Below are 12253 nucleotides of genomic sequence, written 5' to 3'. Positions count from 1 at the left end.
ATTTCCTGACGCAGGCAAGGCGTTTACGCCTTGCCTTTAATTCAAGCTCAGGGGATGAACATGAAAGCAGCACTGCCCTTGTTGTTGGTGCCGGTACTCGGTGGTTGCGCCGGTTACCAGTTCAACAGCAATCTCGATGGCAAGGCCATCAAAGACTATTTCAAGGCCGGGGACGTGCAGCTGTTCGAAGGCGATGCCCGTCCAACGGTACGCTATGAGGTTATAGGCCTGGTCGAGGGTCATGCCTGCCAAGCCCAGCCACAGGATGTGCCAGTGACCCTCGCCGATGCCCGCACCCATGCCAGGCGCCAGGCTGCCGATCAGGGCGCCAATGGCCTCATCATACGTCAATGCACCCTGATCACCGAGCCCAGCCCCGGCTGCGTTACCAGCGCCATGTGTGTTGGTCAGGCCATTCGTCAACAGCAGGAATAAGCGGTTTTCATGTCAGCCAGTTTCAGTAACCAAATCACCGCCGTCGCCTATTGCCGCACGCCCTATAAACAGAAGTTCGGTATTCCGCGCCAACCTGGCCTGGTGGATGTTCACGGTTACGTGGAGCTCACCGGCCCCTTTAATGATCCCGATTCGGTACGCGGCCTGGAGCAATACTCCCACCTGTGGTTGCTGTTCTGCTTCCATGAAAATCTGGCCCAGGGCTGGAAAACCACGGTGCGGCCCCCGAGGCTCGGCGGTAATGAAAAGCTGGGGGTATTCGCCACCCGCTCCACCTTCAGGCCCAACGGCATAGGCCAGTCTGTGGTCAAGCTCCATGGCATAGTCCGCCGTGGCGGCAAAATTTGCCTTGAGATCAGCGGTATGGATCTGCTCGATGGCACCCCGATTATCGATATCAAACCCTATATTCCCTTTTCGGACGCCATCCCCGATGCCATCGGCGGCATGGCCCAGGAAGCGCCGGTTCAATACCCGGTGCACTTTTGCAGCGAAGCCGAGGCCCAGGTGGCCAGATACGGCGCCCGACCCCAAAGTCCCAATCTCAGGGCACTCATTGAAGGGGTGCTGGCCCAGGATCCCCGTCCCGCCTATAAAAAGGCCAAGGACGACGCCAAGTTATATCAGGTGGCCCTGTACGACCTCGATATCTTCTGGCAGATTGGTCCAAAGGGAATAGAAGTGCTCGAACTCAAGCCCGGCATGCTGGAGAGCGGCACTTGAGTCCGGATTACCAAGCCCAGCACAAAAAGCGCCTGTCGTGGATGCCCTGGCTTTATTATTCGCTCAAGGATAAGCATCTGGCCTGGGCCAGGCCCTGGCAGCACGCCGTGCAGGCAGAATTAACGGCGCTTGAAACCGTACACCTGGGCCAGGATTGTTTTATTGCCCCCGAAGCAAGGCTGTTTGCCGAACCGGGCCGGGACATCCGCATGGGCAATCGCTGCATGATAGCGGCAGAAAGCTTTATTCATGGTCCCCTCACCTTGGGTGACGAAGTGGCCATCAACCATGGTTGCTCCATCGACGGTGGCCGGGTGGGCATCAAGATAGGCAACAGAACCCGTATCGCCAATAATGTCACCCTCTATGCCTTTAACCATGGCATGGCCCTCGACCGGCCGCTGTATCAGCAAACCGTCAGTTCCCGGGGCATCACCATAGGGGAAGATGTGTGGATTGGTGCCCAGGCCGGGGTAGTGGACGGCGTCACCATAGGCAATCACGCAGTGGTGGGCATGGGCGCCATTGTGACCCGGAACGTGCCCGACTATGCCATAGTGGCAGGTAACCCGGCGCGGGTCATAGGCGACAGACGCGACAAATAAGCCAGACAAGGAAGCAACCCATGGCCAATGCGACTACCGAAACAGATGAGTCCCGCCTGCCTTCAATGAAACAGAGGCTCAGGCTCGGCTTTCTGTTGTTGTCGATACTGCCTCTTATCAGCTGCGTGATTGCCATGTTGACCATAGACAGGATGGCGGACTTCCAGGACAGTTGGATAGACAGCTATCGCATCCAGCAGCAAGCCCAGCAGCAAGCTCAGATGCAGCAATTGGGGATGGAAAAATTGGCCCGCCACTGGCCGAGTCTTTCGCCGCGGGAACGTCAGGTGTGGCTCACAGAGCTTGGCGAACGCCAACAACGTCTGACCGATAGCCTGGAGGATCCCAAGGCCAAAGGGCTGGCAGAGGAGTTGCTGCGAAGCTTGAAGTCTTTGGATCCACAGGCCACTGAGGCCTTTTCCTTACCGGGAATGGCTGAGTCCAGTCGCGATCTGGGAATGCGCATCAGCAAACTCAGCCAATCCCAACTGGACAAACAGCAACACGACGCGGCGCTGGATCGCTGGAAACTCAAGCTGATCCTGGCCGGTTTTACCCTGCTGCTGTTACTCATCAGCCAAACCCTGGCCTGGTTTATCCTCGGGCGCCACTTTGTCAGACCCCTACTGCAGCTCAGACGCAGGCTGAATCTTCTCAGCCAGCAAAGGCCTATACTTGCGGGACTCACGCCGGTCAATCGTGAAGTACAGCAAATGGACGAGCAACTCAGCCGCTTGCAGCAACGTCTGGGACAGGAAACCGGCCTGGCACAAAAAGACGCCATCACAGGTCTCCACAACCGCAGTGCCCTCAATCAACATTTGCAGCAGCAATGGCTCAGGGCCCTGCGCCACGGCGATAATCTGTCGCTGTTGTTGCTGAGTCCCGACAAACTGCAACAATATGACGGCACGCCTCTGGGCCCCCTGCCCCACCCAAGCTTTATCCGCGTGATCCAACTGCTGGAATTGCATTGCAACCGGGCCGATGATTTTCTCGCCCATGTGCGCGATGACACCCTGGCCCTGGTGCTGTCGGGAACCGATCTGGAGCAGGCCGTCAAACAGGCCCAGAAATTATGCCAGTTGACCTTGAGTGCCGATATCCCCGCACCACTTAAGGCCAGCAATCCCCGCATCACTCTGTCGGTGGGTATCGCCAGTCAGGTGCCACGCTCGGCCCACGCCTGGGACAGCCTGCTACAGGATGCCGAAGCGGCGTTATTGCAAGCTCGGGCCCAGGGGGGCAATCAGGCCCTGGTGGCTCCCTGTGCCCTGCCAGACAGGCAAGCTCCCATAGCCCAGGTCTGCTGAAGGCACTCCCGGCTAGCGAAATCTCCCGGCCCCAATACAGTGCCATCGGCTGATAAACAGCTGCCTCATCAGGCACAAATCGGGTGTTTTATCGATGGCTGCTCAAAAGACAGCTCCGCTTGAGATGCTAAGCAGCCTGAGGCCCATTCACAGGATTTCCGGACCGAGAGCTATTAGCTGAAAAATATTTGCCTCATCAGGCACAAATCGGGCCTTTTATCGACCAATCCAAGGTGACAGTAACGCTTGAGATGCTAAGCAGCCTGAGGCCCATTCACAGGATTTCCGGACCGAGAGCTATTAGCTGAAAAATATTTGCCTCATCAGGCATAAATCCTCCCATTTATCCTCGGTTCCAAGGTGACAGCTCCGCTTGAGATGCTAAAATGCTGCCCATTCAACTCAATAATGGACATCGGGAATGCGAGTCAGCAAATACCTGTTATCGACACAGAAAGAGACCCCTGCCAACGCAGAAGTCATCAGCCATCAACTTATGCTGCGTGCCGGCATGATCCGCCGCAACGCCTCCGGCCTGTACAGCTACCTGCCCACGGGCCTGCGTGTGCTGCGCAAGGTGGAAGCCATAGTGCGCGAAGAGATGAACAAGGCCGGTGCCATAGAGATACTGATGCCCATGGTACAACCCGGGGATCTGTGGGTCGAAACGGGTCGTTGGGACAAGTTCGGGCCCGAGCTGCTGCGCTTTACCGACCGTCACAACCGTGACTTCGTCCTGGGCCCAACCCACGAAGAAGTGATCACCGACCTCATCCGCAAGGAAGTCAGCTCCTACAAGCAGCTGCCGTTGAACCTGTATCAGATCCAGACCAAGTTCCGCGACGAGGTGCGTCCACGTTTCGGTGTCATGCGTTCCCGTGAGTTCCTGATGAAGGATGCCTATTCCTTCCATCTGGAGCAGGACACACTGAACGAGACCTATCAGGCCATGTACCAGGCCTACAGCAACATCATGAACCGCATGGGTCTGGCGTTCCGCCCCGTGCTGGCCGACACAGGCTCCATCGGTGGCAGCATGTCACACGAGTTCCACGTGCTGGCCAACAGCGGTGAAGACCTGATTGCCTACTCCACCGGCAGCGATTACGCCGCCAACATTGAGAAGGCCGAGGCACCGTTGCCAACCGAAAGCCGTGCCGCCGCTACCCAGGCCCTGACCCTGACCGATACTCCCAATGCCAAAACCATCCACGAATTGGTGGAACAGTTTGGTCTGGACATCACCAAGACGGTCAAGACCCTGATAGTCAAGGGTGCCACCGAAGAGGCGCCGCTGGTGGCCCTGCTGGTGCGTGGCGATCACGAACTGAACGAAATCAAGGCCGACAAGCTGGAACTGGTGGCCTCACCGCTGGAATTTGCCAGCGATGAAGATATTCGCAGCGCCATAGGTGCGGGCCCCGGCTCCATAGGCCCTGTGGGCCTGAAGCTGCCCGTGATTGCCGATCACAGCGTGCTGGTGATGAGCGATTTCGCCGCCGGTGCCAACATCGAAGGCAAACACTATTTCGGTATCAACTGGGAGCGGGATCTGCCGCTGGTTGCCGGTGCCGACATCCGCAACGTGGTGGAAGGCGAAGCCACCCCCGATGGCAAGGGCACCTATGCCTTCGCCCGCGGCATCGAAGTGGGTCACATCTTCCAGCTGGGTACCAACTACTCCAAGGCTATGAACGCCACTGTGCTGGATGAAAACGGCAAGTCCCAGGTGATGCTGATGGGTTGTTACGGTGTGGGCGTGAGCCGTATCGTGGCCGCCGCCATTGAGCAGAACCACGACGATCGCGGCATTATTTGGCCCCAGGCCATCGCCCCCTTCACAGTGGGTATTCTGCCGATGAACATGCACAAGTCACACCGCGTGACCGACATCGCCGAGCAGCTGTATAAAGATCTCAGCGCCGCCGGAATCGAAGTGCTGTTTGACGACCGTAAAGAGCGTCCCGGCGTGATGTTTGCCGATATGGAACTCATCGGCATCCCCCACACCATAGTGATTGGCGATCGCAATATCGACGCCGGCGTATTCGAGTACAAAAACCGCCGCACCGGTGAGAAGCAGGATATTCCTTTTGCCGAGATAGTGGACTTTATCAAGGGCCAAATGGGCGCTTGATGACTTAAACGTCACTCAGTCAGCTATTATCAGACACCCGGCCCCGCCGGGTGTTTTTTTATCCGCAACCAAGATTCAGCCTTGCTTTTAGGGCCCGACAACGGCTTTAATTGAAACATTATCAATTTAGCTTTCAATACATTGGAGTGAAGTCTTGCCAGCGTCCACAGCTTTGGTTCTCGGTGGTGGCGGTGCCCGTGCGGCCTACCAGGTCGGGGTGCTCAAGGCCATAGTCCAGTTCTATCCGCGCAACCATGGCATTCCCTTCAAGATTGTCTGTGGCACCTCGGCGGGGGCCATCAATGGCACCTCCATCGCCACCCATGCCTCCTGTTTTCATCTGGGGGTACGCAAATTGGAGTGGGTCTGGCGTCACTTTGAAACCAGCAAGGTGTATCGCTCTTCCATCCCCGGGGTGCTGGCCCATTTGGGCCGCATGGCATTGCGGGGCATGCAACACGACAATGTCAACAGTGATGCCGGCAGCCTGCTGGACAATGAACCGCTGCGCAAACTGCTGAACGAGCTTATCGACTTTGGCCGCATCGACCGCAATATCCGCAGCGGTGCCTTGACCGCCCTGTCGGTGGACACCTCCTGCTACAACAACTCCCGCTCTGTGACCTTTTTCCAGGCCAATCGCGAGCTGGATAACTGGTACCGGGCCAGGCGCAGCGGTGAGCGCAGCAGGCTCAATACCGAACACCTGCTGGCCAGCTCCGCCATTCCGCTGGTGTTCCCGTCCATCAAACTCAAGCAGCATTATTATGGCGATGGTTCTGTGCACCAGTTGGCACCGCTGGCAAGCCCCATACATCTGGGAGCCGAGCGGATCATGGTCATCAACCTCGACAGTCCCCACAAGCTGGAGACCCGGGAGCTGGAATACCATCCCAAGACGGCCACCATTGCCGGTCACCTGCTGGACACCATATTTTCCGATACCCTCAACAGCGATTTGGAACGACTGGAGCGGATTAACAACACACTGCAGCTTATCCCCCAGGAAAGTCGCGAGCGTCTGTCGCTGCGGCCCATCAATACCCTGGTGATCAAACCCAGCGAGGATCTGAGCCAGATGGCGGCCCGTTATTATCAGGACATGCCGTTTGCGATCCGCACCCTGCTGAGTTTTATCGGTATCGACAGGGAATCGGACTCAAGTATCGTGTCCTACCTCTTGTTCGAAAAGGCCTACACCAGCGCCCTGATTGAGCTTGGTTATCAGGATGCCATGTGCCAGATTGATGAAATCAAAGCCTTTTTCAGGCTTTGATTCAAAGATTGCCTGGTACGCTTGGGGCTGAAATCACGAAGTACACTCAGGAGCTGAGCAGATAGGCCTCGGCCTTTTCTATGCGTCTGGGCTTGCCGAGCAAAATAAGCACATCGCCCGCCCGCAGCTTCCAGCTGAGATCCGGATTATCGATTTCCTGACCGCCACGGCGTATGGCCCTGAGCTCCACCCTGAGTTTGTCCCAGGGAATATCCGCCAGGGTATAACCCACCATGGAGGCGCCTCTGGGCAGCGCCACCGCATGCAGCAGTTCGAGAGTAAAATCCGTCTCTGTGCCGGAGAAAAAGCCGTGCAGGTATTGATAGTGATTGCGCCGCTCCGATTCCAGGCGTTTGAGAATACGGGTCAGGGGCACGCCGCACTGGTACAACACCTGGCTGACCAGCATCAAACTGCCCTCAAGGGACTCGGGGATCACCTGACTGGCACCGGCCTTTTCCAGCATACGCAGGGAAGTATCATCCCGGGTGCGCACCAAAATCTTGGCCTCCGGCGCCAGCTCGCGGCACAGGTGCAATACCTCTTCCATTATCCTGTGCTCACAAAAGGTCACCACCACCATCTTGGCCTGGCGGATCCCCACCTGTTTAAGCAGGCTGCGTTTGCAGGCGTCACCGAAAAACACGGGTTCACCGCCGCGCCGGGCCTCGGAAACCCGGGTCGGGTCGAGATCCAGCCCCCGGTAGGGCACGCCTTCGGCCCTGAGAAACCTGGCTATGGTCTGCCCCACCCTGCCATAGCCTAAAATCAGTACCAGCTCGGGATGTTCATCGGTCAGCACAGGCAAAGCCTCCTTGCTGCCGCGACTGCGGATCCCCATCAATAACCTGGGGATCTCCTGGGCGTGGCGCACCAGGGCCGGCGCCAGACCCATGGACAACACCGCCACCATCACCAATATGGTGCTGGTGTCCCGGTCGAGCAGCTGATAATTCACCGCCAGCGCCAGCACCACAAAGCTGAATTCCCCCACCTGGGCCAGGGTCAGCGCCGCTGCCAGGGCGATTTTAAAGGGTTCCTTGATGAGCTTAAGCATGCCATAAACGATGAGCGCCTTGCCAAGCACCACGGCCAGCAACAACAGGATAATCTGCCACCAGTAGTTCAGCACCAGGGCAAAGTCGAGCAACATGCCGATTGAGATAAAGAACAAGCCCATCAGCAGATCGCGGAACGGCCGGATATCGGCCTCCAGCTGGCGCCGGTACTGGCTCTCCCCCAGCAGCATACCCGCCATAAAGGCGCCCAGGGCCATGGACAAGCCCAGCCACTGGGTAAAGGCGCCGGTAAGCAGGGCCACCACCAGGGTCGAGAGCACGAAGAGTTCGTTTGATCGGGAGCGGGCTACTTCATCAAAGGCCTTGGGCAGGGCCCATTTGCCGAAGGCCATCAGCGCCATAAAGGCCACCAGCCCCTTGCCGAGGGACCAGAATATACTTTGCAATGACAGAGGTTCGCTATTGCCATCGAGCAAGGGCAGCAGGATCAGCAGCGGCACCACGGCCAGATCCTGGAATAAGAGCACGCTCACCGACAACTCACCGTGGCGGCGCCTGAGCCAGCCCTGCTCGTTAAGCAACTTGAGCACTATGGCGGTGGACGACAGGGCAATGGCCGAACCAATCACCAGGGCCTGAACAACGCCCTGCCCCAAGGCCAGGGCCAGCACCATGGCCAAACCCGTGGTCACCAGCACCTGGGCACTGCCAAGGCCAAATACGGTGCGGCGCATGGCCCAGAGTTTGGGGACGGAAAACTCCAGCCCCAGGGTAAACATCAGCAGCACCACCCCAAGCTCGGCAACCGACTGCATCTGGTGCTGGCTGAACCAATTGAAGCCACCCGGACCACTGACCACCCCGGTCAGCAGATAGGCCAGAATCGCCGGCAATCCCAAACGCCTGAGCAAGGCAATGGCCGCAATGGCGATCACCAGCATAAACAGGACTTGCATCAGAGTGCCATTTTCCATCGGGCGTCCTTAGTCAATTTTCCGTCGCGGTCCGGTGGCCCCCACAATGGCTACCGAGCATAGATATCAGCTTAACTGAATGACAAATAAAGACAAATTAAAAAACTTCAAGATTGGGCATGGATATTGCTTGAATGTGACCATTACCGCTTCCTGTTCTGCTGGAGTATTAGTATGGACTTAGGTTTCGTTCAAGAATTGGGCCCCGAGAGCTTTGGCTTCAGCACAGATATGCTGACGCGGGACTCCTGCCCGACGCCGGATCTCAGCCAGCTGCTGCAAATCACCCGCCAGCTGCATTCAAGTTTAGATCCCCGGACAGTCTTTGCCTGCTACGGCAAAGTGCTGGGGCAATACTTGCCGCTGCTGGGGGTCCAGGGTCTGTTCCCGGAACTGCAGCTGAGCTGGGGCAAACGCCTGGGCACCGCCTTTGAACGTCACCTGGGTCTGGAAGACATGGAAGACGCCAGGTTGCAATACCACTGGCAAAGACCCCTGTCCCCCCGGGAACTGAGCCTGCTGATTGAACTGGAAGGCCTGCTGAGCCAGCCGCTTATCAACGCCATTCGCTATTTCAAAATGTCGGAACAGGCCATGTTTGACTCACTCACCGGCCTTGGTAACCGCCACTACTATGGCCAGTGCTTTAAACAGGCCCTGGCCCGCACCAGCCGTCACCATGACGATCTGAGCCTGGTGATCCTGGATCTGGACAACTTCAAACAGCTCAACGATGCCTATGGTCATCAGTTCGGTGATGCCGTGCTGCGCCAATTCGGCGCCATGCTCAAGCAGGCGATACGCAACACGGACCAGGCGTTCCGTATCGGCGGCGATGAATTCGTGCTGCTGGTGCGCGGTGACGTGGCCTCGGTAGCCATACTCTGCGAACGTATTCTCGACCGCATGACCTCGGAAGGCTTCTTTGCCCGCAACCAAATTCGCACCAGCATAGGCGCCGCGCAACTGCGCGCCGGTGAAAATCAGGATCAAGTGTACGAGCGTGCCGACAGAGCCCTGTATCAGGCCAAGGCCGCCGGTCGCAACTGCTACCGCCTGGAGCTGGCCGCCTGATCCGTTGATCCGGGCAGGGGCCTCACAGGCCCCTTAATTGTATCCTGCGCAAAAACTCGGTCATCACCCTGTCGTAAAGCAGATCGCCGAGAAACAAGTCCTCCACCCCATGATCCACACTGGGATTGTCGTTGACCTCAATCACGCAGGCGCGGCCATTCACCGCTTTGGCATCGACTCCGTAAAAACCGCTGCCTATCAGGTTGGCGGCCTTGAGTGCCACATCCAGCACCCCCGAGGGGACCTGTTTGAGATCCACTGCATCAAAACCACCGCTGGAAATCCTGCCGCTCTGATGATGCTGGTAAATCTGCCAATGGCCCCGACTCATGTAGTAACGACAGGCGTAGATGGGCTGGCGATTGAGTACCCCAATGCGCCAGTCAAACTCGGTGGGCAGGTATTCCTGGGCCAAAATCAGTGAGCTGTGTTCAAAGATGCGCTGGGCCTGAGTGCGCAGTTCCTCCACGGTTTTGACCTTGACCACCCCCAGGGAAAAAGCGCCATCGGGTACCTTGAGCACCGCCGGTAATCCAATTTCCGCAATCAGTTTTTGTTCCCAGTCCTGCATGCTTTCCATGATCACCAGGCTCTTGGGGGTCGACACCTTGTGATTGGCCAGCAGCTCGCTCAAAAATACCTTGTTGGTGCACTTCATGATGGACTCGGGATCGTCCATCACCACCAGTCCCAGCTGGGCTGCAGTCTTGGCAAAGCGATAGGTGAAGTTGGCGATATTGGTGGTGGCGCGGATAAACAGGCCGTCGTATTCCCCAAGACGCGACAGATCTTCCGGCCCTATGATGTTGAGATCCATGCCAATGCGATTGGCGGCCTTGATAAAGCGCTTCAAGGCGCCCTTGTCCGAGGGCGGCATCTTTTCCTGTTCATCCACCAACATGGCGATTTCGTAACGAAAGCGCCGCGACGGCTTGGGAGCCCGCCACACCTTGCGGGCAAAAATTTCCAGGTACTTGGCGAATTCATCCTGCTCGTTGTCGCTGAGTTCCTGAAACGGAAAAGGCGCAATCTTCAGCACCTGCCACTTGCCCGCCACCAGCGCCAGCTCCACCGCCAACACGGGCACGGTAAAGCGCTCGAAAATCTTGCGGCCGATGCGCTCCAGCCCAGGCTTGTCGCAGCGGCCAAAGTACAGTTTGAAACTCAGGACCTCGTCCTGGGGCGGCAGTTTGTCGAGCCCGGCCTGGGGCAGACTGAAGAAGCGGTCCTGACTGAGGTCGTTAATGGTCATCACGCTGGGGATCACCCTGTGACCACGGGCCTCGGCCAGCAGGGAGCAGTAATAACCACTGCTGAGATAATCGTAACTGCGGCACAGATTGAGTACCTGGGTAGCCCCCTGATTGGCATAGGCTCCGGCCTGCAGATAGTCATTGACCGGCACCATGGAATCACTCGGCAGGTAGGGGCGCCAGTCGCTCGCGTCATCCGTTACTATCAGAAATTGCGCCATAAATAGCCGTTGCCTCCTTTGCCTTTCCAAGAGTAGAGTGTGGTATCCCATGGCCAATTCGCCAAGAGGCCCGAGATGCAAATTCGCCAGGCCACCCTCAATGATGCCTCCGCCCTCAACCTGCTGGAATGGAACGTATTTCCCGGTGACAGGATAAGTCCCCGGCAGATGCGGCGTTTTATCCAGTCCAGCCATGCCTGCATGTTGGTCGCCGAGGAAGACGGCCAATTGGCTGGTTACAGCCTGGTGCTGTTCCATCGTGGCACCCACCTGGCACGGCTCTACTCCATTGCCACCTCCCAGGCGTTTCGCGGCAAAGCCGTGGGTTTGGCTTTGCTGCAGGCCAGCGAACGGGAAACCGTCGAGCGCGGCTATATCACCTTACGCCTGGAAGTGCGCAGTGACAATGAGGCCGCCATCAATCTGTATCAAAAAAATGGTTATAAGGTACTGAAAACCCTTATCCATTATTATGATGATCTGGCCGATGGCATCCGCATGTACAAGCGCCTGACGCCTCCCGGGCCGCAGATCATGCTCAACCTGCCCCTCTATGCCCAGACCACGGCTTTCAGCTGCGGTCCCTCTTGCCTGTTGATGAGTTTTGCCTGCCTGACACCTGAGTTTGTCCCCAGCCGCCAGATTGAACTGCAACTGTGGCGTGAGGCCACCACCATCTACATGACCAGCGGTCACGGAGGCTGCAGCGCCCACGGCCTGGCATTGGCGGCACTGAACCGAGGTTACGGGGTGGCCCTCTATTGCCAGTCGGACTCTGTGCCCTTTGTGGATTCGGTACGGGATGACAACAAGAAGGCGGTGATCCGCCTGGTGCATGAGGATTTTGTCGAGCAGCTCAAAGCACACGGGATTGAGAGTCAGGCTTGCGCCCCCGGCACAGATGAATTGAAGGCCTGGCTGGCCGAAGGTTGGTGCGTACTGATGTTGGTAAGCACTTACAGATTCAACGGCGAAAAAGGCCCCCACTGGATAGTGCTGAGCGGCTGCAACGAGCAGTATTTTTTCTTTCACGACCCCAATGTGGAGCAGCGGGCCGACGCCATTGCCGCGGCCCACGTGCCCATCAGCCAGAGTGAACTGGCGAGCCTGGTGCGCTACGGCCGTCAGCGGCAGGTATCTTATCTGGTGATTAAACCCAAGAACGGTGGTTGATTAAGCCCCAAAAAGCGGCGGCGGACTGG

General features: G+C 57.6%; 10 protein-coding genes. 8 read left to right on the top strand and 2 right to left on the bottom strand.

Features of this window, described 5'->3' with window-relative positions; genetic code table 11:
* The first annotated feature begins 60 nt into the window (after positions 1–60).
* The 6 genes from rcsF (at position 61) to JYB85_RS05725 (ending at position 6510) form a co-directional block, all read left to right on the top strand.
* Entirely contained in the window at positions 61–435 is a 375-nt protein-coding gene (gene rcsF, locus JYB85_RS05750; RefSeq protein ID WP_207381431.1) for an Rcs stress response system protein RcsF, read from the top strand.
* Positions 436–444: 9 nt separating this feature from the next.
* Positions 445–1179 (top strand): tRNA (N6-threonylcarbamoyladenosine(37)-N6)-methyltransferase TrmO, encoded by a 735-nt coding sequence (gene tsaA, locus JYB85_RS05745; protein ID WP_207381430.1) that lies wholly within the window; start codon positions 445–447, stop codon positions 1177–1179.
* Positions 1180–1220: 41 nt separating this feature from the next.
* On the top strand, positions 1221–1784 hold the full coding sequence (locus tag JYB85_RS05740; protein WP_207381979.1) for an acyltransferase: 564 nt from the start codon (positions 1221–1223) through the stop codon (positions 1782–1784).
* A gap of 20 nt (positions 1785–1804) precedes the next feature.
* On the top strand, positions 1805–3097 hold the full coding sequence (locus JYB85_RS05735; RefSeq protein ID WP_207381429.1) for a GGDEF domain-containing protein: 1293 nt from the start codon (positions 1805–1807) through the stop codon (positions 3095–3097).
* Between the two features lie 421 nt (positions 3098–3518).
* Positions 3519–5234, top strand: coding sequence for a proline--tRNA ligase (locus tag JYB85_RS05730; RefSeq protein ID WP_207381428.1), 1716 nt, complete (start codon positions 3519–3521; stop codon positions 5232–5234).
* A gap of 154 nt (positions 5235–5388) precedes the next feature.
* Positions 5389–6510 (top strand): patatin-like phospholipase family protein, encoded by a 1122-nt coding sequence (locus JYB85_RS05725; protein WP_207381427.1) that lies wholly within the window; start codon positions 5389–5391, stop codon positions 6508–6510.
* 46 nt (positions 6511–6556) lie between these two features.
* Here the strand turns inward: JYB85_RS05725 and JYB85_RS05720 are convergent, their stop codons facing one another.
* Complete coding sequence (locus JYB85_RS05720; protein ID WP_207381426.1) at positions 6557–8503, bottom strand: monovalent cation:proton antiporter-2 (CPA2) family protein; 1947 nt, start codon at positions 8501–8503, stop codon at positions 6557–6559.
* Between the two features lie 174 nt (positions 8504–8677).
* Between JYB85_RS05720 and JYB85_RS05715 the strand changes: the two genes are divergently transcribed.
* On the top strand, positions 8678–9577 hold the full coding sequence (locus tag JYB85_RS05715) for a GGDEF domain-containing protein (RefSeq protein ID WP_207381425.1): 900 nt from the start codon (positions 8678–8680) through the stop codon (positions 9575–9577).
* A 22-nt stretch (positions 9578–9599) separates the two neighbouring features.
* Here the strand turns inward: JYB85_RS05715 and JYB85_RS05710 are convergent, their stop codons facing one another.
* On the bottom strand, positions 9600–11051 hold the full coding sequence (locus JYB85_RS05710) for a RimK family protein (RefSeq protein WP_207381424.1): 1452 nt from the start codon (positions 11049–11051) through the stop codon (positions 9600–9602).
* A 75-nt stretch (positions 11052–11126) separates the two neighbouring features.
* Between JYB85_RS05710 and JYB85_RS05705 the strand changes: the two genes are divergently transcribed.
* The gene (locus tag JYB85_RS05705) at positions 11127–12224 is read left to right on the top strand and encodes a GNAT family N-acetyltransferase/peptidase C39 family protein (protein ID WP_207381423.1); all 1098 of its coding nucleotides are present in this window, start codon (positions 11127–11129) and stop codon (positions 12222–12224) included.
* Positions 12225–12253 lie beyond the last annotated feature (29 nt).

The sequence above is a fragment of the Shewanella sedimentimangrovi genome (genome assembly GCF_017354965.1).
Taxonomy (GTDB): domain Bacteria; phylum Pseudomonadota; class Gammaproteobacteria; order Enterobacterales; family Shewanellaceae; genus Shewanella; species Shewanella cyperi.
Note: the sequence above shows the minus strand (reverse complement) of the source record. Positions and strands in the feature narration are given on the sequence as shown.